The organism is Streptomyces sp. NPDC007983, assembly GCF_042958345.1.
In the GTDB taxonomy this organism is placed as follows: domain Bacteria; phylum Actinomycetota; class Actinomycetes; order Streptomycetales; family Streptomycetaceae; genus Streptomyces.
This window is the reverse complement of sequence record NZ_JBIBJI010000017.1, coordinates 76,388-102,382: the sequence shown is the minus strand read 5'-3', so window position 1 is coordinate 102,382 and position 25,995 is coordinate 76,388. Positions and strand designations below refer to the sequence as shown.

The 25,995-nt window shown below is 72.6% G+C and carries 20 protein-coding genes and 1 riboswitch; of the genes, 14 read left to right on the top strand and 6 right to left on the bottom strand.

Annotated elements, in window-relative coordinates; translation table 11 throughout:
• Nucleotides 1-417 precede the first annotated feature (417 nt).
• Together ACFZCY_RS35970 and ACFZCY_RS35965 are read left to right on the top strand one after the other, a co-directional pair.
• A complete protein-coding gene (locus ACFZCY_RS35970; protein WP_391183111.1) occupies nt 418-1,989 on the top strand; it encodes an RNA polymerase sigma factor in 1,572 nt (523 codons plus the stop codon).
• A 196-nt stretch (nt 1,990-2,185) separates the two neighbouring features.
• Nucleotides 2,186-3,028 carry a trypsin-like serine protease gene (locus ACFZCY_RS35965; RefSeq protein WP_391183108.1) on the top strand — a complete coding sequence of 281 codons (843 nt, stop codon included), beginning with the start codon at nt 2,186-2,188 and terminating at the stop codon, nt 3,026-3,028.
• A gap of 182 nt (nt 3,029-3,210) precedes the next feature.
• Here ACFZCY_RS35965 and ACFZCY_RS35960 read toward each other — a convergent pair whose 3' ends face one another.
• Entirely contained in the window at nt 3,211-3,435 is a 225-nt protein-coding gene (locus ACFZCY_RS35960; protein ID WP_055549819.1) for a hypothetical protein, read from the bottom strand.
• Between the two features lie 442 nt (nt 3,436-3,877).
• Between ACFZCY_RS35960 and ACFZCY_RS35955 the strand changes: the two genes are divergently transcribed.
• From ACFZCY_RS35955 to ACFZCY_RS35930, 6 genes are all read left to right on the top strand, one after another.
• Nucleotides 3,878-6,001: a DNA topoisomerase IV subunit B gene (locus ACFZCY_RS35955; protein WP_361485775.1), complete on the top strand. Its 2,124-nt coding sequence runs from the start codon at nt 3,878-3,880 to the stop codon at nt 5,999-6,001.
• 131 nt (nt 6,002-6,132) lie between these two features.
• Nucleotides 6,133-6,651: a DUF1453 domain-containing protein gene (locus ACFZCY_RS35950; protein WP_391183105.1), complete on the top strand. Its 519-nt coding sequence runs from the start codon at nt 6,133-6,135 to the stop codon at nt 6,649-6,651.
• Complete coding sequence (locus tag ACFZCY_RS35945) at nt 6,648-7,802, top strand: histidine kinase (protein ID WP_391183102.1); 1,155 nt, start codon at nt 6,648-6,650, stop codon at nt 7,800-7,802. Before ACFZCY_RS35950 ends, ACFZCY_RS35945 begins: the two co-directional genes overlap by 4 nt.
• A complete protein-coding gene (locus ACFZCY_RS35940; protein WP_391183098.1) occupies nt 7,799-8,488 on the top strand; it encodes a response regulator in 690 nt (229 codons plus the stop codon). Before ACFZCY_RS35945 ends, ACFZCY_RS35940 begins: the two co-directional genes overlap by 4 nt.
• 101 nt (nt 8,489-8,589) lie before the next feature.
• Complete coding sequence (locus ACFZCY_RS35935) at nt 8,590-9,042, top strand: DUF485 domain-containing protein (protein WP_391183095.1); 453 nt, start codon at nt 8,590-8,592, stop codon at nt 9,040-9,042.
• Nucleotides 9,039-10,646: a cation acetate symporter gene (locus ACFZCY_RS35930; protein ID WP_391183092.1), complete on the top strand. Its 1,608-nt coding sequence runs from the start codon at nt 9,039-9,041 to the stop codon at nt 10,644-10,646. The genes ACFZCY_RS35935 and ACFZCY_RS35930 overlap by 4 nt, the downstream gene beginning before the upstream one ends.
• A gap of 9 nt (nt 10,647-10,655) precedes the next feature.
• Here ACFZCY_RS35930 and ACFZCY_RS35925 read toward each other — a convergent pair whose 3' ends face one another.
• From ACFZCY_RS35925 to ACFZCY_RS35915, 3 genes are all read right to left on the bottom strand, one after another.
• Entirely contained in the window at nt 10,656-11,366 is a 711-nt protein-coding gene (locus ACFZCY_RS35925; RefSeq protein ID WP_391183089.1) for a response regulator, read from the bottom strand.
• Nucleotides 11,363-13,033, bottom strand: coding sequence for an ATP-binding protein (locus ACFZCY_RS35920; RefSeq protein WP_391183087.1), 1,671 nt, complete (start codon nt 13,031-13,033; stop codon nt 11,363-11,365). The genes ACFZCY_RS35925 and ACFZCY_RS35920 overlap by 4 nt, the downstream gene beginning before the upstream one ends.
• 80 nt (nt 13,034-13,113) lie before the next feature.
• On the bottom strand, nt 13,114-14,100 hold the full coding sequence (locus tag ACFZCY_RS35915) for a sucrase ferredoxin (RefSeq protein ID WP_391183085.1): 987 nt from the start codon (nt 14,098-14,100) through the stop codon (nt 13,114-13,116).
• Nucleotides 14,101-14,254: 154 nt separating this feature from the next.
• Between ACFZCY_RS35915 and ACFZCY_RS35910 the strand changes: the two genes are divergently transcribed.
• On the top strand, nt 14,255-14,659 hold the full coding sequence (locus tag ACFZCY_RS35910; RefSeq protein WP_391183083.1) for a tetratricopeptide repeat protein: 405 nt from the start codon (nt 14,255-14,257) through the stop codon (nt 14,657-14,659).
• An 81-nt stretch (nt 14,660-14,740) separates the two neighbouring features.
• Here ACFZCY_RS35910 and ACFZCY_RS35905 read toward each other — a convergent pair whose 3' ends face one another.
• A complete protein-coding gene (locus ACFZCY_RS35905) occupies nt 14,741-17,194 on the bottom strand; it encodes a DNA topoisomerase (ATP-hydrolyzing) (RefSeq protein WP_391183081.1) in 2,454 nt (817 codons plus the stop codon).
• 287 nt (nt 17,195-17,481) lie between these two features.
• Here ACFZCY_RS35905 and ACFZCY_RS35900 point away from each other — a divergent pair, with 287 nt between their 5' ends.
• The 4 genes from ACFZCY_RS35900 to ACFZCY_RS35885 all read left to right on the top strand — a co-directional run bounded on the left by ACFZCY_RS35900 (nt 17,482) and on the right by ACFZCY_RS35885 (nt 22,435).
• Nucleotides 17,482-18,843, top strand: coding sequence for an insulinase family protein (locus ACFZCY_RS35900; RefSeq protein ID WP_391183248.1), 1,362 nt, complete (start codon nt 17,482-17,484; stop codon nt 18,841-18,843).
• Nucleotides 18,844-18,863: 20 nt separating this feature from the next.
• Entirely contained in the window at nt 18,864-20,249 is a 1,386-nt protein-coding gene (locus ACFZCY_RS35895; RefSeq protein ID WP_391183244.1) for an insulinase family protein, read from the top strand.
• Between the two features lie 225 nt (nt 20,250-20,474).
• Nucleotides 20,475-20,637: riboswitch (cyclic di-AMP (ydaO/yuaA leader) on the top strand.
• 13 nt (nt 20,638-20,650) lie between these two features.
• Nucleotides 20,651-21,445 (top strand): peptidoglycan DD-metalloendopeptidase family protein, encoded by a 795-nt coding sequence (locus ACFZCY_RS35890; protein ID WP_391183079.1) that lies wholly within the window; start codon nt 20,651-20,653, stop codon nt 21,443-21,445.
• Nucleotides 21,446-21,670: 225 nt separating this feature from the next.
• Nucleotides 21,671-22,435 (top strand): FCD domain-containing protein, encoded by a 765-nt coding sequence (locus ACFZCY_RS35885; RefSeq protein WP_391183076.1) that lies wholly within the window; start codon nt 21,671-21,673, stop codon nt 22,433-22,435.
• Nucleotides 22,436-22,549: 114 nt separating this feature from the next.
• Here ACFZCY_RS35885 and ACFZCY_RS35880 read toward each other — a convergent pair whose 3' ends face one another.
• On the bottom strand, nt 22,550-22,831 hold the full coding sequence (locus ACFZCY_RS35880; RefSeq protein WP_361485805.1) for an HPr family phosphocarrier protein: 282 nt from the start codon (nt 22,829-22,831) through the stop codon (nt 22,550-22,552).
• A 199-nt stretch (nt 22,832-23,030) separates the two neighbouring features.
• Between ACFZCY_RS35880 and ACFZCY_RS35875 the strand changes: the two genes are divergently transcribed.
• Nucleotides 23,031-25,958, top strand: coding sequence for a GNAT family N-acetyltransferase (locus ACFZCY_RS35875; RefSeq protein WP_391183072.1), 2,928 nt, complete (start codon nt 23,031-23,033; stop codon nt 25,956-25,958).
• The last annotated feature ends 37 nt before the right edge of the window (nt 25,959-25,995 follow it).

The window sequence follows — 25,995 nt, the reverse complement described above, 5'->3', positions numbered from 1 at the left end:
GCAAACCGCGGGCGGCGGGTCGCCGGCGGTGAGCGGTGTACGGCGTACGGAGCGGCGTCGCCGGATCCCGCCCGCGGGTTCGGCGGCGCGGCGCGGAACGTGACATGAGACGCGGTACGGGCGGACCGGGAGGGCCGCCCGGGAGCCGGCGCGTGATCGACTCGGAGTTATCTGTCCCGTTGGGTGGGTATTAAGGCCGGTATGCGGTGTGACTCGGGCCACGACGATTGGGCGTAACGCTCTTTGGGGCAGCGCGATGATTAAAGAGGTGGCAGCCGCGGAGGGAATACAGATGTCGCTCGCGACGCTGTACTCGTCCGCACTCCGCCCGCGCGCCGTCGGTTCATCCCTGCCGGCGGTCGTCGGCTCCGGTCCACATCGGACGGGGCCGGAAGCCGTTTCCAACGTTCCGAGAGGTTGTTCGTGTCGGCCAGCACATCCCGTACGCTCCCGCCGGAGATCGCCGAATCCGAGTCTGTCATGGCGCTCATCGAGCGGGGAAAGGCTGAGGGGCAGATCGCCGGCGATGACGTGCGTCGGGCCTTCGAGGCTGACCAGATTCCGCCAACCCAGTGGAAGAACGTTCTGCGCAGCCTCAACCAGATCCTCGACGAGGAGGGTGTGACGCTGATGGTCAGTGCCGCAGAAGCGCCCAAGCGCACCCGCAAGAGCGTCGCAGCGAAGAGCCCGGCAAAGCGCACCGCCACCAAGACCGTCGCGGCCAAGACGGTCACCGCCAAGAAGGCCCCCGCCGCTCCGGCCGCTCCCGCGACCGCCGCGGGCGGCCCCGGCGAGGAGGCGTCGGCGGCGCCCGCGAAGAAGGCCGCCGCCAAGAAGGCCACGGCCAAGAAGGCGGCGGCGAAGAAGACCGCCACCGCGGCGAAGAAGACGGTCGCGAAGAAGACGGCCGCCAAGAAGGACGTCACCGACGAGATCCTCGAGGCCGAGGACGTCATCGAGGAGGTGCCGGCGGGCAAGCCGGCCCCCGAGGGTGCCGAGCCCGAGCCGGAGAACGCGGGCTTCGTGCTCTCCGACGAGGACGAGGACGACGCCCCGGCGCAGCAGGTCGCCGCGGCCGGCGCCACGGCCGACCCGGTCAAGGACTACCTGAAGCAGATCGGTAAGGTCCCGCTGCTCAACGCCGAGCAGGAGGTCGAGCTCGCGAAGCGGATCGAGGCCGGTCTGTTCGCGGAGGACAAGCTCGCCAACTCCGACAAGCTCGCCCCCAAGCTCAAGCGCGAGCTGGAGATCATCGCCGAGGACGGACGCCGCGCCAAGAACCACCTCCTGGAGGCCAACCTCCGTCTGGTGGTCTCGCTGGCCAAGCGGTACACCGGCCGCGGCATGCTCTTCCTGGATCTGATCCAGGAGGGCAACCTCGGTCTGATCCGCGCGGTCGAGAAGTTCGACTACACCAAGGGCTACAAGTTCTCGACGTACGCCACCTGGTGGATCCGCCAGGCGATCACGCGCGCCATGGCCGACCAGGCCCGCACCATCCGTATCCCGGTGCACATGGTCGAGGTCATCAACAAGCTCGCGCGGGTGCAGCGTCAGATGCTCCAGGACCTGGGCCGTGAGCCCACCCCGGAGGAGCTGGCCAAGGAACTGGACATGACCCCCGAGAAGGTCATCGAGGTCCAGAAGTACGGCCGTGAGCCCATCTCCCTGCACACCCCGCTGGGCGAGGACGGCGACAGCGAGTTCGGTGACCTCATCGAGGACTCCGAGGCTGTCGTCCCGGCCGACGCGGTGAGCTTCACCCTGCTCCAGGAGCAGCTGCACTCGGTGCTCGACACGCTCAGCGAGCGCGAGGCGGGTGTGGTGTCCATGCGCTTCGGCCTCACCGACGGGCAGCCGAAGACCCTCGACGAGATCGGCAAGGTCTATGGCGTGACGCGTGAGCGCATCCGCCAGATCGAGTCCAAGACCATGTCGAAGCTGCGCCACCCGTCCCGCTCCCAGGTCCTCCGGGACTACCTGGACTGAGACGGACTGGGCGCGCGCGGCGACAGCGCCAGACGAAGGCCGGGCCTCCTCGGGGCCCGGCCTTCGTGCTGTCCCGGCGGCGTCCCACCCGATCGGCCGAGGGCGGCCCGCCCCGGTTGGACCACTCCAGGATGCGGAACGCGCCGAGCGGGGTGACGCTGGGTGGGCGACTCGCTCCGTACGGTCAGGAGGCTGCATGCGTAGGTCGCTGCCCCCGCTCCCCGCCCGCCTCGCCGTGCTGCTCGCGGCCGCGCTCGCCGCCGCCCTCGCGCTGCTGCTCATCGCGCCCGCCCCGGCGACGGCCGACCGTGCCGTGGTGGGCGGGCACCGGGTCCGTACGGCCGAGGCGCCCTGGGTGGTCGCGCTGGCCAGCCGTGAGCTGTTCGGCGCGAAGCGCTCGGGCCAGTTCTGCGGTGGCGTGGCGGTCGCCCCCACACGGGTCATCACGGCGGCCCACTGCCTGAGCCGGGCGGTCCTGGGCAAGAAGTGGCAGGAGGTGCGGGACCTGCGGGTGATCGTCGGCCGCAATGATCTGCGGGGGACCCGTGGGGTGGAGATGGCACCGGCGAAGGTGTGGGTCAATCCGGCTTACCAGACCGACGACCGGGCCGGCGATATCGCGGTGCTCACCCTGGGGCGCCCGCTGCCGCCCGCCTATGTCATCCACATGGCACGCGCCGGGGATCCGGCCTATCGGCCCGGAAGCCGGGCGGTGGTGTACGGCTGGGGCGACACCGACGGTGACGGCAGCTACGCGCTGACGCTGCGGGCCACGGCCGTACGCCTCCTGACCGACGCGACATGCCGGAGCGCCTACCCCGGTAACGCGGAGGGCGATTATCAGCCGGCTTCGATGGTCTGCGCCGGAGTCACCGGCGGCGGCCGGGATGCCTGCCAGGGGGACAGCGGAGGACCGCTGGTCGCCGGAGGGCGGCTGGTGGGCCTGGTGTCCTGGGGGAGTGGCTGTGCGGTGGCCGGGCGGCCGGGCGTCTACACGCGGGTCTCGGCGGTGGTGTCATTGGTGGCCGCGTATGGCTGAGACGGCCGGGCGGACGCCTCGGGCCCGCCGGGAGTCCCGGGAGAGGGTCCCGGAGTCCTGTGGGCGGGAAGGTGGCAGGGGCCACGACACGAGCGCGGGCGGCCCTCCCCTGGCTGGGGCGGGCCGCCCGACATCCGGCCCTCGGCCGGCTTCGCTCGTCGTCGTGGCGCGAGGCGTCAGCGTTAGTCTTCCGACGCAGACGCCGGAGCGGCGGTCAGCCGCTCGGTCTCGTCCTGTATTTCCGCGGCGATCTTCTTGAGTTCCGGCTCGAACTTGCGCCCGTGGTGGGCACAGAAGAGCAGTTCACCGCCGCTCATCAGGACGACGCGCAGGTATGCCTGGGCGCCGCAGCGGTCGCAGCGGTCAGCGGCCGTCAGCGGGCTCGCGGGGGTCAGAACAGTAGTCACGTCGCCTCTTCTCTAGCTCGACGAGCTGTCGTACCAGGGTCAACATCCAACCAGCCCGATATCGTTCCCGCTCGTGGCTTTTTCTCAAAAATTGCTTCTGAGTGGGCCGGATGATGACGGTTGGCGGCGAATGAGCCGTATTGCGTAGGTTTACGGATTCACGTCGCTTGTCGGATTTTGCCCTCCCGGCCGGGTTGCCGGTTGTTCATGAGGACGTGCCCGGAGCCTAAATGGTTCATGCCTCCAAGGGAACGTGATGTGTGCTTCACGCCAAACGGGCTATCGAACGTACGAGCGAAATCGGGGGTGTCTGGACTAGGATGGACGTTTCACGGGTGGCGGCACGAAGGCTCTATCAGGCCTCGGTACGCTCTGTTGGGCGACCCGTGCCACCATCGTGCCCAGAGTTGGGCCAACAGAAATTCAGCGAGGAGCGAACCGCGTGACCGCCGACACGTCCGTGCCGTCCACTGCGCTGCTGACCGGAGCAGACCGGGGCGGCTCCAACTACACCGCGCGGCACCTTCTCGTCCTCGAGGGGCTCGAGGCAGTGCGCAAGCGGCCCGGTATGTACATCGGATCGACCGACAGCCGCGGTCTCATGCACTGCCTGTGGGAGATCATCGACAACTCGGTGGACGAGGCCCTGGGTGGCTATTGTGACCGCATCGAGGTGCATCTGCACGACGACGGTTCCGTGGAGGTCCGGGACAACGGCCGGGGGATCCCGGTCGACGTCGAGCCCAAGACCGGGCTGTCCGGCATCGAGGTCGTGATGACCAAGCTGCACGCCGGCGGCAAGTTCGGCGGTGGCTCGTACGCGGCCTCCGGCGGTCTGCACGGCGTCGGCGCCTCCGTGGTGAACGCGCTGTCCAGCCGTCTCGATGTCGAGGTGGACCGGGACGGCAAGACCCATTCGATCAGCTTCCGGCGCGGCGTTCCCGGCATCTTCACCGAGTCCGGACCGGACGCCCCCTTCGACCCCTCCGGCGGTCTCCTCAAGGGGAAGCGGGTTCCCAAGACCCGCACCGGCACCCGCGTCCGCTACTGGTCGGACCGGCAGATCTTCCTCAAGGACGCCAAGCTCTCCCTGGAGACCCTGCACGCCCGCGCCCGCCAGACCGCCTTCCTGGTACCCGGCCTGACGCTGGTCGTCCGGGACGAGCGGTCCCTGGAGGGCCGGGAGGGGCCCGTCGAGGAGACCTTCCGCTACGACGGCGGCATCAGCGAGTTCTGCGAGTACCTCGCCCAGGACAAGGCCGTCTGCGATGTGCTGCGCCTGTCCGGCCAGGGCACCTTCAAGGAGACCGTGCCGGTCCTCGACGAGCGCGGCCACATGACGCCGACCGAGGTCACCCGGGAGCTGGGCGTCGACATCGCGCTGCGCTGGGGCACCGGCTACGACGCCACCACCAAGTCCTTCGTGAACATCATCGCCACCCCCAAGGGCGGCACGCATGTCTCGGGCTTCGAGCGTTCGGTCACCAAGACCGTCAACGAGGTGCTGCGCTCCGCCAAGCTGCTGCGCGTCGCCGAGGACGACGTCGTCAAGGACGACGTCATGGAGGGCCTGACCGCCGTCGTGACCGTGCGGCTCGCGGAGCCGCAGTTCGAGGGCCAGACCAAGGAGGTGCTGGGCACCTCGGCCGCCTCCCGGATCGTGGCCAACGTGGTCGCCAAGGAGCTGAAGGCGTTCCTGACGTCCGCCAAGCGCGACGCCAAGCAGCAGGCCCGCGCGGTCCTGGAGAAGATCGTCGCCGCGGCCCGTACGCGGATCGCGGCCCGCCAGCACAAGGAGGCGCAGCGCCGCAAGACCGCGCTGGAGTCCTCCTCGCTGCCCGCGAAGCTGGCCGACTGCCGCAGCGACGACGTGGACCGCAGCGAACTGTTCATCGTCGAGGGCGACTCGGCGCTCGGTACGGCCAAGCTCGCCCGGAACTCCGAGTTCCAGGCGCTGCTGCCGATCCGCGGCAAGATCCTCAACGTTCAGAAGTCGTCCGTCTCGGACATGCTGAAGAACGCCGAGTGCGGGTCGATCATCCAGGTCATAGGAGCCGGTTCGGGCCGTACGTTCGACATCGACCAGGCCCGCTACGGCAAGGTGATCTTCCTTGCCGACGCCGATGTCGACGGCGCCCACATCCGCTGTCTGCTGCTCACCCTCTTCCAGCGCTACATGCGGCCGATGGTGGAGCAGGGGCGGGTCTTCTCGGCCGTACCGCCGCTGCACCGGGTGGAGCTGGTCAACCCCAAGCGGGGCCAGGAGAAGTACATCTACACCTACTCCGACAACGAGCTGCGGGAGACGCTGCTGGACCTGGAGCGCCGCGGCGTCCGCTACAAGGACGGCATCCAGCGCTACAAGGGTCTCGGTGAGATGGACGCCGACCAGCTCGCGGAGACCACGATGGACCCGCGCCACCGCACGCTGCGGCGCATCAACATCAGCGACCTGGAGGCCGCCGAGCAGGCCTTCCACCTGCTGATGGGCAACGAGGTCGCGCCGCGCAAGGAGTTCATCACCAACTCGGCGGCGACCCTGGACCGGTCGCGCATCGACGTCTGAGGTGTCCGTCTCTCCACCCCCGGGTGGAGAGACGGTTTCCACCCGGGATCCGCCCTGGCTCCGATCCCCGTGGCCGGGCCCGTCCGTAGCGTCGGGAGCGTTGTCGTTCCCGCTCCACGGAGGCTCTTGTCATGTCGGGACCCGCCCAGGCCGTGCTCATCGCCGCGGTCGTCGTCATCGTGCTCGTACGGCAGTTCCGTCCGCAGAGGGTGACCGAGGACGCGCGGCGCTGGTGGGTGGTGCCGGTGGTGCTCGGCGCGCTGGCGCTGCGCGAGCCCGGGCTGATCGACCACGATCACCGAGTGGCCGCCGCGGCGCTGCTGGTGGTGGAGGTCCTCGTCGGGGTGGCGACCGGAGTCGGATGGGGGTGGACCAGCCGGGTGTGGACGGACGCCTCCGGCGCGGTGTGGGCCCAGGGCGCGAAGACCACGGCGATGGTGTGGGCGGGCGCCATGGTGTGCCGGTTGGTGCTCGCGGGGGTGGGCGCGCTGGCGGGCGTACCGCAGGGCAGCGGTCCGCTCATGCTGTCGCTCGCGGCGTCCCTGCTGCTGCGCGGCGCCGTCGTCATGATGCGGGCGCGGGGGCAGGAGGGGGCCGGGCAGGAGCCGGTGCCCGGCCGGGCCGGTGCGCAGGGCACACTCGGCCGATGACCAGATGGAGGCAGTGGCCCTCGCGGCAGGCGCTCACGCGCCAGGGCGTGCCGCGGATCCGGCTGCTGATCAACGGCGGCATATGGGTGGGCGGGACCGGCTGGCTGCTGGCGGGCGTCGTCCGGGACGACGCCTTCGCGGGGATGCGGCGGGTCGCGCTGATCGGTGCCCTCGCCGGATGCGCGGCCCTGCTGTACGCGCTGCGCCGCGTCACCGTGGACCACCGGCTCGCCCCCGCCCTGGCGCTGCTCGCCGTGCTGGTCGGCGCGGGCGCCGCGCTGCACGCCGCCGGGGCGCGGACCCCGGCCGCCACGGTGTGGGTCGTGAGTGCCGTCCTCGCCATGGAACGGCTGCCGCTGGTGATCGCGCTGGGATGCGCGGCCGTGGCCTCGGGGGCGTATGTGCTCGCCAGTGGCGACTCCCCGCTCACCGAGGCGGTCACGGCCGGGGGTGTGCTGCTCGGTGGCTATGCGCTCCGGCTGGACGAGGAGGCCCGCGGCACCGCCTACCTGCTGCTCGAACAGGAGCGGGCGGCCCGGCGGGCGGAGGCCGAGTCGGCGGCGCTGGCCGAGCGGTCCCGGATCGCCCGGGAGATCCACGACGTGCTGGCGCACAGCCTGTCCGCGCAACTGGTCCACCTGGAGGCGGCGCGGCTGCTGATCGAGCGCGGCGAGGACTCCGCGAAGGTGCTGGACCGGGTGGTCGCCGCTCGGGGGATGGCCCGCGACGGGCTCGCCGAGACCCGGCAGGCGCTGTCCGCACTGCGCGGCGAGATGGCCCCGGTCGAGGACTTCCTGCGGGAGTCGGCCGCGGCCGAGGGCGCCCGCTTCGCGCGGGTGGGCGAGCCGCGGACGCTGACCGCGGAGGCGGGGCTCACGCTCCGCCGGGTCGCGCAGGAGGCGCTGACGAACGTACGCAAGCACGCGCCGGGGGCCCGGGTGGAGCTGCGGCTGAGCTACGAGGCGCGCGCGGTCGCGCTGGAGGTCCGCGACAGCGGCGCCCGTAAGGCACCGGCCGCCGCCGGTCTGACGGCGAGCGGCGCCGGGTACGGTCTGCTCGGAATGCGCGAGCGCGCCGAGCTCCTCGGCGGCACGCTGGAGGCCGGACCGGACGGGGAGGGTTTCGTGGTGCGACTGCGGGTGCCGCTGTGACGGCGCGGGTCGTGGTGGCCGACGATCAGACGGTGGTGCGCGAGGGCATCGTGATGCTGCTGGGGCTGCTGCCCGGTATCGAGGTCGTCGGTTCGGCGGGGGATGGCGAGGAGGCGCTGCGGCTGGTCGCCGAGCTGGCCCCGGACGTCGTGCTGATGGATCTGCGGATGCCCCGCTGCGACGGGGTGGAGGCGACGCGCCGGGTGTGCGAGGAGCATCCGGGTACCCAGGTCGTGGTGCTCACCACCTACGCCGACGACGACTCGCTCTTCCCGGCGCTGCGGGCCGGTGCCCGCGGTTATCTGACCAAGGACGCCGGCGCCGACGAGATCGTCCGGGCCGTGGAAGGCGTGATGTCGGGGGACGCCGGGCTGTCGCCCAAGGTGCAGCGGCGGCTGCTGGAGCGGTTGGCGGAGCCACGGGAGCCGACGGGAGCGGATTCGTCCGGGCCGCTGCCGGACGGGCTCACGCCGCGTGAGGCGGAGGTCCTGGCGCTGGTCGCCGAGGGGCTGTCCAACCCGGAGATCGCGCGCCGGCTGCAGATCGCGCCCGCCACGGTGAAGACACACATCAACAACCTGTTCGCCAAGACCGCGGTCCGCGACCGCGCCCAGGCCGTGCGCTACGCGTACCACCACGGCATCGCCGCTCCGCCCGACACCGATTCCGGGTTGTTCATCACCTGAGTCACCTGATGGGGTGAACGTCCGGTATTGGAGTATCCGGGATCTTCTCCCTCTGTCCATCCTTGGGCACGCCAACGCGGCAGTGAACAAGGAGCTTTCGGGTGGACATGCACGACGCGCGCGATGCCGGGGCGGCCCGGCTGGACGATCCCTGGTACGACGCACTCGCCTCCGGCTGGGACGGGCCGGACGAGACGGCCGGCCCGCCCCGGCGCGCGCGCCCGCCCGCCGCCGAGGAGGTGTACACGGAGGTGCACGGCAGCGCCGCCTTCCAGGAGGTGCGCAGGCGCTACCGCCGCTTCGTCTTCCCCGCGGTCGCCGCCTTTCTGCTCTGGTATCTCGCGTACGTGGTCGCGGCGACCACCGCGCCCGGCATGATGGCCCGCCCGGTGGTGGGAGCGCTCAATGTCGCGATGCTCGCGGGCCTCGCCCAGTTCGCCACGACCTTCCTGCTGACCTGGGCGTACGCCCGCCATGCCCGGCTGCGCCGGGACCGGGTCGCGCTGGAGCTGCGCTGGGTGACGCAGGAGATGATGCGGGGGCATGGGCGGTGACCGGAAATCAGCAGAGCCTCGCGCTCCTGCTCTTCGGCGTCTTCGTGGCCGCCACGCTCGCGATCACCACGTGGGCGAGCCGCCGGCGGCAGGGCTCCCCGGAGGAGTTCTACGCGGGCGGGCGGCTGTTCTCCCCCATGGAGAACGGCTTCGCCATCGCGGGCGACTACATGTCGGCCGCCTCCTTCCTCGGCATCTCCGGCCTCATCGCGCTCTTCGGCTACGACGGGGTGCTCTACTGCGTCGGCTTCCTGGTGGCCTGGCTGGTGGTGCTGCTGCTGGTCGCCGAACTCGTCCGCAACTGCGGCCGGTTCACCCTCGCCGATGTGCTGGCCGCGCGGATGAGCGAGCGCCCGGTGCGGATCGCCGCGGGCGTCTCCTCGGTCACCGTCTGCGTGCTCTACCTCGTCGCCCAGATGGTCGGCGCGGGCAGCCTGGTCGCCCTGCTGCTGGACGAGACGGGGTCCCGGGCCCGGGCCTGGACGGTCATCGGCGTCGGCACCCTGATGGTGGTCTTCGTCGCGCTGGGCGGGATGCGGGCCACGACCTGGATCCAGATCGTGAAGGCCGTCCTGCTGATGGGCGGCGCGGTGACGCTCACCGTGCTCGTCCTGGTCCGCTTCCACGGCGACATCGACAGCCTGCTGAGCACCGCGGCCCGGCACAGCGGGCAGGGCAGCGACTTCCTCGCCCCGGGCCTCGCGTACGGCGACGGCTGGAGCGCCCGGCTGGACTTCGTGAGCCTGGGTGTCGCCCTCGTCCTGGGCACCGCCGGGCTGCCGCACATCCTCTCGCGCTTCTACACCGTGCCGACCGCCCCGGCCGCCCGCCGGTCCGTCATCTGGTCGATCGGGCTGATCGGCGGCTTCTACCTGATGACGATCGTGCTGGGCTTCGGCGCCGCGGCCGTGCTGGGCACCGATGCCGTACGCAGCTCCAACGCGGCGGGCAACACGGCCGTGCCGCTGCTCGCGCTCGACCTCGGCGGGGGCGCCGGCTCGACGGGCGGGACGGTGCTGTTCGCGATCGTCGCCGCCGTCGCGTTCGCCACCATCCTCGCCGTCGTCGCCGGGATCACCCTCGCCTCCTCGGCCTCCGTGGCCCACGATCTGTACGCCTCGCTGAGCCGCCACAAGGACCGCACGCCGCGCAGCGAGGTCGCGGTCGCGCGGGTCGCGGCGGTCGGGATCGGGGCGGCGGCGATCGGCCTGGGGCTGCTCGCCGACAACCTCAACGTGGCCTTCCTGGTGGGGCTCGCCTTCGCGGCCGCCGCGTCCGCGAACCTCCCGGTGCTGCTGTACTCGCTGTTCTGGCGGCGGTTCACCACGCGCGGAGCGGTGTGGTCGGTCTACGGCGGGCTGGTCCCGGCGGTGGTGCTGGTGGTGCTGTCCCCGGTGGTCTCCGGCGGGCCCGGGGCGATCTTCTCCGGGGTGGACTTCCATGTCTTCCCGCTGCAGAACCCCGGGCTGGTCTCGGTGCCCCTCGGCTTCCTCGCCGGCTGGCTCGGCACGGTCCTCTCCGGTGAGGCCGCGGACTCACCGGGGCACGCGGCCCGGCACGCGGAGACGGAGGTGCGGGCCCTCACGGGGGCGGGAGCGGCCTGACCGCGGTCGTCACACCCAGTCGTAGCGGTGTTCCGGGCGGCCGGTCTCGCCGTACTTGAGGCTGAGCCGTACCCGGCCCGTGCGTTCCAGGAGCTTCAGATAGCGCTGGGCTGTCTGTCTGCTGAGCGACGCGCGCTCGGCGACCTCCTGGGCCGACAGCGGGCCGTCGGAGCCGCGCAGCACCTCCCGGACGAGGTCGGCGGTGAGCGCCGAGTGGCCCTTGGGCAGCTCGGCGGGCCCGGCCGAGGCGCCGCCCACGGCGCCGAAGATCCGGTCCACCTGGTCCTGCCCGGCCTCGCCGCCGCTCGCCAGGGCGCGGCGCAGCGCCGCGTAGCCCTCCAGCTTGGCGCGCAGCCCGGCGAAGGTGAACGGCTTGACCAGGTACTGCAGCGCGCCGTGGCGCATGGCGGCCTGGACGGTGCCGATGTCGCGGGCGGCGGTCACCATGATGATGTCGGTGTGGTGGCCGAGCTGCCGCAGCCGCCCCACCAGCGCGAGCCCGGTCTCGTCCGGCAGGTAGTGATCGAGCAGGACGAGATCGGCGTGGCCGCGCTCCAGGAAGGCCAGCGCGTCGGCGGCCGTGTGCGCCTGCCCGGCGACGCGGAAGCCCGGCACCTTCCCGACGTACGCCGCGTTGACGCGGGCGACCCGCGCGTCGTCGTCCACGACCAGGACCTCGATCAGGCCGCTGAGGCCGCCCGGGCCGGTGTCCGATGTCATCGCGGCTCTCCTGTCGCGGTCAGCGGCGCCTCGGCCGGTTCCTCGGCCAGCGCCTCGGGGAGGACGACGGTGAACTCGGCGCCGCCGCCGTCGCGGTCGGCCACCCGCGCGCTGCCGCCCTGACGCTCGGCGAGGCGGCGCACCAGCGCCAGCCCGATGCCGCGCTGTCCGTGCGCGGGCGGCTTCTTGGTGGACCAGCCCTCGGTGAAGACCAGATCGCGCCGGTCGGCGGGAACGCCCGGCCCGGTGTCCGAGACCCGCAGCAGCACCGTACGGTCGTCCGCGCACAGCTCCACCTCGACCCGCGGCCCGGCCGAACCGACCGCCGCGTCCAGCGCGTTGTCGATCAGGTTGCCGACGATCGTCACCAGCCCCGGCGGATCCACCAGCCGGTCCGGCAGCAGAGTGCCCTCGGCGATGTGCAGGGACACCCCGCGCTCCGTGGCGACCGTGGCCTTGCCGACCAGCAGGGCGGCCAGCAGCGGATCGTGCACGCGCTCGGTGACCTGCTCGGCGGTGGCGCGATGCACGCCGACCGCCTCGGTGATGAACTCCACCGCCTCCTCGTGGAGTTCGAGTTCGAGCAGGCCGAGGAGGGTGTGCATCCGGTTGGCGTGCTCATGGTCCTGGGCGCGCAGCGCGTCGATCAGCCCGCGGGTGCCGTCGAGTTCGCGGCCGAGCCGCTCCAGCTCGGTGCGGTCGCGCAGGGTGGCCACCGCGCCGCCGTCGTCCGTGGGCATCCGGTTGGCGACCAGCACCCGGCCGCCGCTGACGGTCAGCAGATCGGCGCCGGTGACCCGCCCGGCGAGCACATCGGTCGTACGGCCGGGCGGCAGCACCGCCTCCAGCGGCTGTCCGGTGTCCTCGGCGCGCAGGTCCAGCAGCCGCTGCGCCTCGTCGTTCATCAGCCGGATGCGGCCGTGCCTGTCGAGCGCGACGACACCCTCGCGGATGCCGTGCAGCATTGCCTCGCGCTCGGCGAGCAGCGCGGAGATGTCGGAGAAGGCGAGGTCGTGGGTGCGCCGCTGGAGCCTGCGGGACACCAGATAGGCCGCCAGGGCGCCGACGGCGAGCGCGCCTCCCGCGTACGCGAGCATCCCGGGCAGCGCGCCGAGCAGCCGGCCGCGCACGGTCTCGTACGCGATGCCGACCGACACCGCGCCCACGATGCGGCCGTTCTCGTCGCGCAGCGGCACCTTGCCACGGGCCGAGCGGCCGAGCGTGCCGTCGTCGATCTGCATGACCTCATGGCCCGCGAGGGCTTCGTCGGGGCTGGTGGAGACGTGTTTGCCGATCTCGTCCGGGGAGGTGTGCGACCAGCGGACCCCGCGCCGGTCCATGATCACGACGTATTCGGCACCGGTCGACCGGCGGATGCGCTCCGCGGCGGCCTGGACCGGGCCGCCCTGGGAGGGGCGGGTGTGCTGCAGCGCCGTGACCAGCCGCGGTTCGGAGGCCGTGGTCTGTGCGATGGCCAGCGCCCGGCGCATGGCCTGGTCGTCGAGCTGGGAGCCGAGCGGACGCAGGAAGAGGCCGGTCGCGAGCACGGTGACGCCCGTGGCGATGGCCAGCTGCATCAGCAGCACCTGGGAGAAGACGCGTCGGGGCCAGCCGATGCGCCACCTGGTGGCCGAGGACGGCGGCCCCGGCGGTATCGCGGCGCTCATGGCAACGAAGGGTAACGAAGGCCAGGACGCGGGGATGCCGCCAGGACCCCCGGCGGCAGGGGTTCCTGGCGGGCGGTCGCTCAGCGCCTGCCGGCGGTGACCGTCCGTCCCTCACGCGCGGGCCGCACCGCCCGGACGCCGACCACGTCCATGCGGGCCGGGGAGCCCAGCGGCGAACCGCAGCTCTGCGGCCGCGGCGGGGCGGCGGCCACCTGTGCCACGCTCACCCGCCACACCCGGCCGTCGGTGTGCGCCACGGTCACCGACCAGGCGGGGGCGGCGCTCTCGGTCCGTACGACGGTCAGCGCGTCGGCCCCGTCCTCACCGGTCAGCTCGCGGACCGCCAGCTCGGCCGCCTGCCCGGGCCGCTCCCAGGCGGAGCGGCCTCGGCAGCCCTCGGTGACCACCCGGTTCTCACCCAGTGCCGCGAGGGTGTCCTTGACATCCTGGGCGGTGACCCGGCCGTAGGCGTAGCCGTGCGGCAGGACGACGAGCGTCGGCGAGAAGCGGTGACCGCCGATGTGGGTGATCTCCCAGGTGCCCTCCACCCCGGCGGCGGTCAGCTCGGCGGCCAGCGGGCGGCCGAGCAGCGCGCAGCAGCGGTCGCGCTTGCCGTTGGTGCACACCAGCACCAGGGGGTCGCCGGTGTACGCCTCCCACTCCCCGGGGAGGTCGTCGGCGGCGTCATCGGCGGCACCGGCCAGCCCGCCCGGGTCGCCCGCGCCCAGCGCGGCGAAGTCCAGCCCGAGCAGCCGCCCCGGGTCGGCGAGGGCGGTGGTGCGGATCCAGGAGCGGCCGGGCCGGGTGTGCGCCACGAACACCCGGTGGCGGCTGCCCGCGTGCAGATCGGCGTGGCGGCCGGGCCGCCGGATCAGCGCGATCCGTACGCCGGTGCCCTGGGCGGCGCGCTCCAGAGCGCGCCCCACGGCCGGGTCCAGACGACTGGCCGTGAGGGCGTCGGCGCCCCAGGGACCCGGCTGTTCGACAAGCAGCCAGGTGGGGGCGGTGGCCGCCGTCCCGGCAAGCGGTTCGGACAGATCCCGGGAAGCGGTTGTGCACGTGCTCACGAAGGTAAGCCTAACCTCTGTCGATCAACTTCGCGCACGGGCGGGGGAATCAGGGGGCCGGGGGAGCGGGACGGTCCGGTTCCCCCGGGACGCACCCTGTTCCGTGGGGTGGGGACGGCGGGAGAATGGCGCTCCGGGGGCGGAGGGGGTTCTGATGCGCGGGCTGTGGGCGCGATGGCGCGGGCGCTGTGGGAAGCGCGGGGCGCGGCGGCTGGATCCGGCGCTGAGGGCGAGGGTGCGGGCTGCGTACGCCGGGGGACGGCCGATCCCCGAGGCGCTCGCCCGGCAGGCCGCGCTCGCCGGCGACCGGGAGGGCATGACGGTCTACGGGATCGGGCTGGGCAACCGCGGCGCGTACCCGGAGGCCCTGCGCTGGCTCGGCAAGGCGGCCGGTGCCGGGGATCTCACCGCGCTGGTGGTGCTCGGCACCCTGCACCTGGATCTCGGCGATCCGGCCGAGGCGGAGCGGCACTTCCGGAAGGCGGCCGACCGCGGCCACCCCGGCGCCCGGGTCGCGCTCCGCCGGCTGCGGGCCCGGCGCAACGGAGCCGGGCACTGAGCGCCGGTCCCCGCCGGATACATGCGCGGGGGCGCAGCACCGGATGGGTGCCGCGCCCCTGGACGTCTCATCCCGCCGCGCCTACACCGGCCCGGCGACCACCGCCACCGGCTTGGCGAGCGGCACTCCGGAGCCGTCCCGGCGCGGATCGGGCTCGGGCAGCGGCACCGGGGAGCCACTGGACGACGCCGCGCGGGCCGGGGTCGCGCCCGCCCAGGCCAGCACCAGACAGTCCTCGCCCTTGAGGAACCGCTGACAGCGCACCCCGCCCGTGGCCCGCCCCTTGCGGGGGTACTGGTCGAAGGGGGTGAGCTTGGCCGTCTGCTGTGCCGAGTCGTCGAGCGTGCCGTGCGCACCGGAGACGGTGAACACCACCGCGTCGGCCGCCGGATCGACCGCCGTGAACGAGATCACCTTCGCGTCGGGCGCGAGCTTGATGCCCGTCATGCCGCCCGCGGCACGCCCCTGTGGCCGCACCTGGCCCGCCGGATAGCGCAGAAGATGCGCGTTGTCGGTGATGAAGACCAAATCCTCCTCACCGGTGCGCAGCTCGACCGCGCCGACGATCCGGTCACCCTCCTTGAGGCCGATGACCTCCAGCTCGTCCTTGTGGGCCGGATAGTCCGGGACCACGCGCTTGACGACGCCCTGCTCCGTGCCGATCGCGAGCCCCGGCGAGGACTCGTCCAGGGTGGTGAGGCAGATCAGCTCCTCGCCGTCCTCCAGTGACAGGAACTCGGCGATCGGCGCCCCGCCCGCCAGACTGGGGGGCGCGGCGGACTCCGGGAGCTGCGGCAGGTCGATCACCTGGAGCCGCAGCAGCCGCCCGGTCGAGGTCACCGCCCCGACTTCCGCGCGGGCCGTCGCCGGGACCGCCGAGACGATCACGTCGTGCTTGCTGCGCTTGGCCTGCCCCTCGCCCGCGAACGGCTCCCCGTTCGCCGTACGGGCCAGCAGCCCGGTGGAGGACAGCAGCACCCGGCACGGGTCGTCCGCGACCTCCAGCGGCACCGCGGTCACGGGCGAGTCGGCGGACTCCAGCAGCACCGTACGCCGCGGGGTGCCGAACTTCTTGCCCACCGTGGCCAGTTCGGCGGAGACCAGCTTGCGCAGCTCGGCGTCCGAGTCGAGGATCCGGGTCAGCTCCTCGATCTCCGCGTTGAGCTTGTCACGCTCCGACTCCAGCTCGATCCGGTCGAACTTGGTCAGCCGGCGCAGCGGAGTGTCCAGGATGTACTGCGTCTGGACCTCGGACAGCTCGAAGCGGGCCATCAGCGCTTCCTTGGCCTGCGCCGAGTTCTCGCTGGACCGGATGAGGCGGATGACCTCGTCGATGTCGAGCAGGGCCACCAGCAGCCCCTCGACCAGGTGCAGCCGGTCGCGCCGCTTCTTGCGCCGGAACTCGCTGCGCCGCCGCACCACGTCGAAGCGGTGGTCGAGGTAGACCTCCAGCAGCTCCTTGAGCCCCAGCGTGAGCGGCTGGCCGTCCACCAGCGCCACGTTGTTGATGCCGAAGGACTCCTCCATCGGCGTGAGCTTGTAGAGCTGCTCCAGCACGGCCTCCGGGTTGAAGCCGTTCTTGATCTCGATCACCAGGCGCAGACCGTGCGCACGGTCGGTGAGGTCCTTGACGTCCGCGATGCCCTGGAGCTTCTTCGCGCCGACCAGATCCTTGATCTTGGAGATGACCTTCTCGGGGCCGACGGTGAAGGGCAGTTCGGTGACGACCAGGCCCTTGCGGCGGGCCGTCACGTCCTCCACGGCCACGGTGGCGCGGATCTTGAAGGTGCCGCGCCCCGTCTCGTACGCGTCCCGGACGCCGCCGAGCCCGACGATCTGGCCGCCGGTCGGCAGGTCGGGCCCCGGCACATGCCGCATCAGCGTGTCGAGGTCCGCACCCGGGTGCCTGATCAGGTGGCGGGCGGCGGCGACCACTTCGCCCAGGTTGTGCGGCGGCATGTTGGTCGCCATGCCGACCGCGATCCCGGACGTGCCGTTGACCAGGAGGTTCGGATAGGCGGCGGGGAGCGTGACGGGCTCCTGCTCGCTGCCGTCGTAGTTCGGCGAGAAGTCGACCGTGTCCTCGTCGATGGACTCGGTCATCAGCGAGGTCGCCGAGGCCATCCGGCACTCGGTGTATCGCATCGCGGCGGGCGGGTCGTCATTGCCCAGCGAGCCGAAGTTGCCGTGGCCGTCGACCATCGGCAGGCGCATCGAGAACGGCTGCGCCATGCGCACCAGCGCGTCGTAGATCGACGCGTCACCGTGCGGGTGGAGCTTACCCATCACCTCGCCGACGACGCGGGCGCACTTCACGAAGCCGCGCTCGGGGCGCAGCCCCATCTCGTTCATCTGGTAGAGGATGCGGCGGTGCACGGGCTTGAGCCCGTCGCGGGCGTCGGGCAGCGCGCGCGAATAGATGACCGAGTAGGCGTACTCGAGGTAGGAGCCCTGCATCTCGTCGACGACGTCGATGTCGAGGATGCGCTCCTCGAAGTCGTCCGGCGGCGGACTCTTCGTGCTGCGGCGGGCCATCGCGCTTGCGGCTCCTTCAACGGCAGAGCGGGATCTGACGCGGACCATTGTGGCCCCGTCCACCGACAACTGTGGAACGGGCCGTCCCGAAGCGACCCCGTGAGCGGCCCCGCGCGGCCCCTCCGCGACCCGTTCCGCAGCCGCGCGAGCAGTGTGGCGCGCCCTTGGCCCGACCTTTGCGTGACGGGAACTTCGCCAGATGTCCGTGCGGTTGCATACAGTGACAGAAGCGCTCATCACGCGGTTCGCACGCGCTCCATCACGCGATCGAAGGGACGTACATGCCCATGGGTCACACGGCCACGCAACAGGCCGGCTCCGGCGGCCTGAAAGCGACCGAGCACCGTCTGGCCAACGGCCTGCGGGTGGTGCTCTCCGAGGATCACCTGACCCCGGTCGCCGCGCTCTGCCTCTGGTACGACGTCGGCTCACGCCATGAAGTCAAGGGGCGTACCGGCCTCGCCCACCTCTTCGAGCACCTGATGTTCCAGGGCTCGGCCCAGGTGACGGGGAACGGCCACTTCGAGCTGGTCCAGGGGGCCGGCGGCTCGCTCAACGGCACGACCAGCTTCGAGCGCACCAACTACTTCGAGACGATGCCCGCCCACCAAATCGAGCTGGCGCTGTGGCTGGAGGCGGACCGGATGGGGTCCCTCCTGACCGCGCTGGACGACGAGAGCCTGGAGAACCAGCGCGACGTCGTCAAGAACGAGCGCCGCCAGCGGTACGACAACGTGCCGTACGGCACGGCCTTCGAGAAGCTCGTCGCCATGGCCTACCCCGAGGGCCACCCGTACCACCACACCCCGATCGGCTCGATGGCCGACCTGGACGCCGCCTCGCTGGAGGACGCCCGGGAGTTCTTCCGTACGTACTACGCGCCGAACAACGCGGTGCTGTCCGTCGTCGGCGACATCGACCCCGAGCAGACGCTCGCCTGGATCGAGAAGTACTTCGGCACCATCCCCTCCCACGAGGGCAAGCGGCCGCCCCGCGACGGCACGCTTCCCGAGGTCATCGGCGGGCAGCTGCGCGAGGTCGTGGAGGAGGATGTCCCGGCGCGCGCCCTGATGGCCGCCTACCGGCTGCCGCACGACGGCACCCGTGAGGCCGACGCCGCCGACCTGGCGCTGACCGTCCTCGGCGGCGGCGAGTCCTCGCGGCTGCACAACCGCCTGGTGCGCCGCGACCGTACGGCCGTCGCCGCCGGGTTCGGCATGCTGCGGCTGTCCGGCGCGCCGTCGCTGGGCTGGCTGGACGTGAAGACCTCCGGCGGGGTCGAGGTGCCCGCCATCGAGGCCGCCGTCGACGAGGAGCTGGCCCGCTTCGCCGAGGAGGGCCCGACGCCGCAGGAGATGGAGCGCGCCCAGGCGCAGATCGAGCGCGAGTGGCTGGACCGGCTGGCCACCGTCGGCGGCCGCGCCGACGAGCTGTGCCGGTTCGCCGTGCTGTTCGGCGACCCGCAGCTGGCCCTGACCGCCGTGCAGCGGGTGCTGGACATCACCGCCGAGGAGGTGCGGGCCGTGGCCGCGGCGCGGCTGCGCCCCGACAACCGTGCCGTGCTGGTCTACGAGCCCGTCCAGGGCGCCGAGGACGCAGACGCCGCAGAAGCCGCCGACACCGACGCAGAAGGGGAGGCGGCCCAGTGAGCGACGCCGTCACCGCCACCATGACCTTCCACCCGCAGCCGCAGGGCGGCGCCCCCAGGCCGTGGGCCTTCCCGGCGCCGCAGCGCGGTGAGCTGTCCAACGGGCTCACCGTGCTGCGCTGTCACCGCCCCGGCCAGCAGGTCGTCGCGGTGGAGATCAACCTGGACGCCCCGCTGGACACCGAGCCGGCCGGTCTGGAGGGCGTCGCCACGATCATGGCGCGCGCCCTGTCCGAGGGCACCGACAAGCACACCGCCGAGGAGTTCGCCGCCGAGCTGGAGCGCTGCGGCGCCACCCTGGACGCCCACGCGGACCACCCCGGCGTCCGGGTCTCCCTGGAGGTGCCGGTCTCCCGGCTGCCCAAGGCGCTCGGCCTGCTCGCCGACGCCCTGCGCGCCCCCGCCTTCCCCGACGGCGAGGTCGAGCGGCTGGTGCGCAACCGGCTGGACGAGATCCCGCACGAGCTGGCCAACCCGGCCCGCCGCGCCTCCATGGCCCTGGCCAAGGAGCTGTTCCCGGCCGAGTCGCGGATGTCCCGGCCGCGCCAGGGCACCGAGGAGACCATCGAGGGCATCGACGCCGCGGCGGTGCGGGCCTTCTACGAGGCGCACGTCCGGCCGTCCACCGCGACCGCGGTCATCGTCGGCGACCTGGCCGGGGTCGACCTCGACCAGGCGCTCACCGACACCCTGGGCGCCTGGACCGGCGGCCCCGCCCCGCAGCGGTCGGTCCCTCCGGTCATCGCCGACGACACCGGCCGTGTGGTGATCGTCGACCGGCCCGGCGCGGTCCAGACCCAGCTGCTCATCGGGCGCGTCGGCGCCGACCGGCACGACCGCGTCTGGCCCGCGCAGGTGCTGGGCACCTACTGCCTGGGCGGCACCCTCACCTCCCGTCTGGACCGGGTGCTGCGCGAGGAGAAGGGCTACACCTACGGGGTGCGCGCCTTCGGCCAGGTGCTGCGCTCGACGCCGCCCTCGCCGGCCGGCGGCGGCTCGGCGGGCGCCTCGCTGCTGGCGATCAGCGGTTCGGTGGCCACCGAGGTCACCGGCCCGGCGCTGGAGGACCTGTGGACGGTGCTGCGGACGCTGAAGGAGGAGGGGCTGACGGACGCCGAGCGCGATGTCGCCGTGCAGAACCTCGTCGGCGTCGCACCGCTCAAGTACGAGACGGCGGCCGCCGTCGCGGGCACGCTCGCCGACCAGGTCGAGCAGCACCTGCCGGACGACTTCCAGGCGCAGCTGTACGCCCGGCTCGCCGAGGCGGGGACCGTGGAGGCGACCGCGGCGGTCGTGAGCGCCTTCCCGGCCGACCGGCTGGTGACGGTGCTCGTGGGTGACGCCTCGAAGATCGAGGAGCCGGTCAAGGCGCTCGGCATCGGAGAGGTGCGCGTCATCACCGGCTGAACCCCGGCCCGGCCGGCCCGATATGTCCCCGGGCCCGGCGCAAGGCACCATCGGCACAAGGACCCTGGCGTCGCACAAGACGCCGGGGTCCTCCCATTTGCCTGATTTGCGGGGCGTTTGGTTTGTGGCGAGAGCAACAAAAACCCGTAACCGTTTGGTGATCGAAACGCGGCCCGTTTAGCGTCAGTGCGGCTGTTCGCCGGATACCCGCCGCACCCGCGGCACGGACAGCCATCGCCGAGTCCCATGGTGCGAGTGCCAGGGGAGCCGGGGACCCAAACGTCCCTGGGGTGAATCGGACGCCTTCCCCGCCCGGGGGAGGGGCCCGTAGGAGACCTTCCTGCTCCGAACCCGTCAGCTAACCCGGTAGGCGAGAGGGAAGGAAAGGAGTGCGCCACCACATGGCGTTCACCCGTGCCGCTGGGAAGCACCGACGTCCCCGCCAAGCCGCCGTCCGCACCGGCGCCAACATCGCGGGCATCACCACGGTCGCCTCGGGCGTCGTCGCCGGCATCGCCGGCCCCGCCCTCGCCGCGACCGGCGAGACGCCGTCTCCCCAGGACACCGGTCTCCGTCAGGCGATGGTGATGGGCGACGGTCTCTCCGACCAGATCGACGCGCAGGCCCAGTCCCAGAGGGACGCCGCCGAGGCCGCCGCCGCCAAGGCGAAGGCCGAGGCCGTGGCCCGCCAGCAGGCCGCGCGGAAGGCCGAGGCCGCCGCGAAGAAGGCCAAGGCGGAGCGCGACGCCAAGGAGCGCGCCGCGCGTGAGGAAGAGCGCAAGCGCCTCAACACGTTCGTGTCGCCCATCAGCGGCTCCTACGTCTCCACCGGCTACGAGGCGTCCAGCGGCCTGTGGTCCTCCGGCAGCCACACCGGGATCGACTTCCACGCCTCCACCGGCACCTCGGTGCACTCGGTGGGCTCCGGTGAGATCGTCGAGGCGGGCTGGGGCGGTTCGTACGGCAACAACGTCGTCATCAAGATGAACGACGGCACCTACACCCAGTACGGCCACCTCTCGTCGATCGGCGTCTCGGTCGGCCAGAAGGTCACCCCCGGCCAGCAGATCGGCCTGTCCGGCGCCACCGGCAACGTCACCGGCCCGCACCTGCACTTCGAGGCCCGCACCACCGCGGAGTACGGCTCGGACATGGACCCGCTGTCGTACCTGCGCTCGCACGGCGTCAATCTCTGACGCACCCCTGCCCTAGTCGAAAGGCCCCGTCCGCCCCGGACGGGGCCTTCGGCGTGCCCCGCCGCCGTGACCGTCCCCTCGACCGTCGACCGTGACCAAAAAATATCCCCGAATTGACTTCGCCCATCGGAAATCCCGGCGGCTTCGAATAGAGTCGCTGAATGCGCGTCAATGGGATGCGTTTCGCGGCGGTTGAGGCGGAGGTTCGACAATGCGGGACCGGAAATGAACGGGGATACGGCCGCCGTCCAGGGCGGCCGCCGGATTTCGGCACACGCGGTATGCACGGCGATCCGTGACGACATCATCTCCGGTACCTATCCGCCCGGCAGCCGGCTGGCCGAGGAGCTGCTCGCCCGGCGCTACGGGGTCTCCCGGGTGCCCGTCCGCGAGGCGCTGCGCACCCTGGAGTCCGAGGGCTTCGTCACCACCCGGCGGCATGCGGGCGCATGCGTCGCGCAGCCGTCCGAGAAGGAGGCGGCCGACCTCCTGGACATCCGGGCCCTGCTGGAGCCGATGGGCGCCGCCAGGGCCGCCCAGCGGCGCACCGAGGGGCATGTGAAGGTGCTGCGCGGTCTGGTGCGGCTCGGTCAGGAGCGGGCGCGGCACGGCCGGCTGGGCGAGCTGCGCTCGCTGGGCGACTGGTTCCACGAGACGCTCGCCCAGGCGTCCGGCAGCCCGAGTCTGTCGGGACTGCTGGTGCAGCTGCGGCGCAAGACGGCGTGGGTGTACGCGGCGGATCCGGCCCGTGCGCAGGCCGGGGCGGGCGCGCCGGGGGCGGCCGGGTCCATGGACCTCTCGGTGCGCGCCGTCGAGTCCTGGGCCGAGCACGGGGCGATCGTGGACGCGGTCGCGCGCGGTGACGCCGACCGGGCGCAGGCGCTGGCCGCCGCGCACACCGAGCGCTCGCTGTCCGAATACCGGGTGCGAAACGCATCTCCGGTGAGAACTCCGAAACATTCCGTAAACACGGCGAGCGGGCGAAATTAACAGCCGCCCGGTATAAAGCTGAGCGGAATTCCCGATGCGAAAAAACAACGGGGCCGCGGTGATCCGTAATGGTTCACCGCGGCCCGGCCGCGCCGAAATGCGATTCGGACGGAATCAGACGGTCTCCGGAAGCTCCTCGAGACCCTCGGCCACCAGCTTCGCCAGACGGTCGAGCGCGGCCTCCGCGTCCTCGGCCTCGGAGGCGAGCACGACCTCGTCGCCACCCTGAGCGCCCAGGCCGAGCACGGCGAGCATGGAAGCGGCGTTGACCGGGGCGCCGCCCGCCTTGGCGATCGTGATGGGGACGCCGGCGGCGGTCGCCGCACGGACGAAGATCGATGCCGGGCGGGCGTGCAGGCCCTCGGCCCAGCCGATGTTGACGCGGCGCTCAGCCATGGTGTTGCCCTTCAGATCTGCGGGTGCTGTTGTCTAGACCAGATCATACGGTGTCCGGTCTCGCCCGGGTCGGGCCCGAGTGGGTCCGGTCATGTCCGAACAGGTCCGATACGGACTTTCCCTCGACACCCCCCGTTCACGCAAGGGTGTCCGCCATGCGGACCTCTCCGTCCCGTACCCGAGCCCGTACCCTGTCCCCATGCCGAGCCCGTCGGATCATCACGCGTATCCCACCCACTGGGAGGCCGACGTGGTGCTCAGGGACGGCGGCACCGCGCAGATCCGCCCCATCACCCCCGATGACGCGCAGCGCCTGGTCAGCTTCTACGAACACGTCTCGGACGAGTCGAAGTACTACCGCTTCTTCGCGCCCTACCCCCGGCTCTCCGACCGCGACGTCCACCGCTTCACGCACCACGACTACGTCGACCGGGTCGGGCTCGCGGCGACCGTCGGGGGCGAGTTCATCGCCACCGTCCGCTACGACCGCATCGACGAGGACGGCCTGCCCGCCCACCTCTCCTCGGCGTCCCCGGCGGGCGCCCCCGCAGACGAGGCCGAGGTCGCCTTCCTGGTCCAGGACGCCCACCAGGGCCGCGGTGTGGCCTCCGCGCTCCTCGAACACATCGGCGCCGTCGCCCGCGAGCGCGGCATCCGCCGCTTCGCCGCCGAGGTGCTGCCCGCCAACACCAAGATGATCAAGGTGTTCACGGACGCGGGCTACACCCAGAAGCGCAGCTTCGACGACGGCGTCGTCCGCCTCGAATTCGACCTCGAACCCACCGAGGCCTCCCTGGCCGTCATGCGCGCCCGTGAACAGCGCGCCGAGGCCCGTTCCGTGCAGCGGCTGCTCACCCCCGGCTCCGTCGCCGTCATCGGAACCGGCCGGGCCCCCGGCGGCATCGGCCGCACCGTACTGCGCAACCTCCTCGACGGCGGCTTCACCGGCCGGGTCCACGCCGTCAACCACGCCTTCCCCGAGGACTGGACGCGCCTGGAGCCCGACGGCGTCCCGGCCCACCGCTCCCTGCGCGAGGTCGACGGACCGGTCGACCTGGCCGTCGTCGCCGTCCCCGCCGCGCAGGTGCCCGCCGTCGTCGCCGACTGCGGCGAACACGGCGTCCAGGGGCTCGTCGTCCTCTCCGCCGGGTACGCCGAGAGCGGCCCCGAGGGCCGCGTCCGCCAGCGCGACCTGGTCCGCCAGGCCCGTACCTACGGCATGCGGGTCATCGGCCCCAACGCCTTCGGCATCATCAACACCGCCGAGGGCGTGCGGCTCAACGCCTCCCTCTCGCCCCGGCTGCCCCTCCCCGGACGCATCGGGCTGTTCACCCAGTCCGGCGCGATCGGCATCGCCCTGCTGTCCGGACTGCACCGGCGCGGCGCCGGACCCACCCGGCCCATCGGCACCGAGGGCACGGCGGGGCTTGCGGATCTCCCCGGCCTCGAGGGTCTCGCGGGTCTGGCAGGTCTGTCCACGTTCGTCTCCACCGGGAACCGCGCCGACGTCTCCGGCAACGACCTCCTCCAGTACTGGTACGAGGACCCGCAGACCGATGTGGCCCTCATGTACCTCGAATCCATCGGCAACCCCCGCAAGTTCACCCGGCTCGCCCGGCGCACCGCCGCCGTCAAGCCCGTCGTGGTCGTCAAGGGCGCCCGGCACAGCGGCAGCGCCCCCACCGGCCACGCCGTCCCCACCACCCGCATCCCCGACGCCACCGTCTCCGACCTGCTGCGGCAGGCGGGCGTCCTGCGCGTGGACACCGTCACCCAGCTCACCGACGCCGGGGTCCTGCTCGCCTCCCAGCCGCTCCCGGACGGGCCGCGCGTCGCCATCCTCGGCAACTCCGAATCCCTCGGCCTGCTCACCTACGACGCCTGCCTCACCGAAGGGCTGCGACCGCTGCCGCCCCGCGACCTCACCACGGCCGCCTCCCCCGAGGACTTCCACCGCGCCCTGACCGGGGCGCTCGACGACGACGCGTGCGACGCCGTCGTCGTCACCGCCATCCCCTGGGTCGGCGACGCCCACGCCGCGGACCTGGCCGCGGCCATCCGCACGGCCGCGACCGGGGCGCCCGGACGCGGCGCGGCCAAGCCGGTCGCGGTGGTCCACCTGGAGATCCCCGGCCTCGCCGAGGCCCTCGCGGGCGTCGGCGACCCGGCCGCGGCGCCCGGCGCCGAACCACCGGCCGGGGCCCGCCGGATCCCGGCCTATCCGGCCGCCGAGCGCGTGGTGCGGGCGCTCGCCGAGGCCGTACGGTACGCGCGCTGGCGGCGGGAGTCCGCGGAGCCCGGCCGGGTGCCGGAGTACGACGACATCGACGAGGCCGGGGCGGCCGCCGACATCGAGGTGCTGCTGGCCCCGCCCGGGGGAGCCCCGCACCAGGAGATTCCGCCGCCCGACGCCCCCGGGCCGGACGGGCCCGGCGTCTCCGGCGTCGCACTGTCCGCCGCCGACACCCAGCGCCTGCTGGCCCGCTACGGCGTCAGCGTGCTGCCCGCACTGCCCGCGCCCGACCCCGACAGCGCCGTACGGGCCGCCGGGCGCCTCGGCTACCCGGTGGCGCTGAAGGCCACCGCCCCGCAGCTGCGCCACCGCACCGACCTGGGCGGGGTGCGGCTCGCCCTCGGCGGCGAGACGGAACTGCGCCGCGCGTACGCCGAACTGACCGCCCATCTCGGCCCCGCCGAGGAGCTGGGCCTGGTCGTGCAGCGGATGGCGCCGCGCGGTGTCGACACCGTCGTACGGGCCGCGATAGACCCCGGCGCCGGGGCCGTGCTCTCCTTCGGGCTCGCCGGCGCCCCGTCCGAACTGCTGGGCGACACCGCCCACCGGCTCGTCCCCGCCACCGACCGGGACGCGGCCGAGCTGATCCGGTCCGTCCGGACCGCGCCGCTCCTCTTCGGCTGGCGGGGTTCCAAGCCGGTGGACACCGCGGCCCTCGAAGAGCTGCTGCTGAGGGTGTCGCGCCTGGTGGACGACCACCCCGAGGTGGTCGCCGTCGACCTGGAGCCGGTGGTCGTCGCCCAGCGCGGCCTCTCCGTGCTCGGCGCGTCCGCACGGCTGGCGCCGCCGCCGGTGCGCACCGACCTCGGCCCCCGCCATCTGCCCGCCTACTGACGGCCCGGGGCCGGGACGGGCATGGGAGCCGGTGTCG